Genomic DNA, 659 nt, shown 5'->3' with positions numbered 1-659 from the left:
TATTCGACGATCTTTTGACCAGTATAACCTTGATTAAATTGGATAATACTGGCATATTATCCGGGCTGTGGACATCAATTCTCTTCCTGACGACCCCGCCACACTGAAAGGCCTTCTCGCCGGCATGGCCGCCAGCCAAGCTGACCAGCAGCAACATATTGCCCAGCTTGAGCAGCGCATCCGGCTCCTGAATCTGATCATTTACGGTCCGAAGTCCGAGAAAAAGCCCCGTACCGGTCAAGAACAGCGGCTCTCCCTGTTCGACGAAGCCGAACAGACCGTGGAAGAGCAGACGCCCCAGACCTTCGAAGAGGTCTGCACCCCGGCCCACACCCGTGGCAAGCGCGGACGTCGGCCCATCCCCGCCGATCTGCCCAGGGTGGAGATCGTCCACGATCTGCCGGAATCGGAAAAGGCCTGCCCCTGCGGCGCGGTTCTGGTCCGCATCGGCGAGGAAGTAAGCGAGAAGCTCGATATCGTGCCGGCCAAGATCCAGGTCATCCGCCACATCCGGCCCAAGTACGCCTGCCGGGTGCGGATTTCGGTGAAATCGGCCACCCAATTCGGAATATTCGGCCACCCAGGATGAGTTGAGCGCGCTGGTATTTCTCTCCTGCTTCAGGTGGCCGATTTGGTCAAGTCCGAGGTTCGCTTCCGCA

The 659-nt window shown here is 58.7% G+C and carries 1 pseudogene; it reads left to right on the top strand.

From position 1 onward, the window contains the following. Positions 1 to 67 precede the first annotated feature (67 nt). Positions 68 to 532: pseudogene (locus GTA51_RS20375) on the top strand (IS66 family transposase zinc-finger binding domain-containing protein); the annotation flags it as partial. Between the last annotated feature and the right edge of the window lie 127 nt (positions 533 to 659).

It is taken from the genome of Solidesulfovibrio aerotolerans, from assembly GCF_009856865.1.
GTDB classification, from domain to species: Bacteria; Desulfobacterota; Desulfovibrionia; order Desulfovibrionales; family Desulfovibrionaceae; genus Solidesulfovibrio; species Solidesulfovibrio aerotolerans.
The sequence above is the reverse complement of the archived record's forward strand: the minus strand, read 5'-3'. Positions and strand labels throughout refer to the sequence as shown.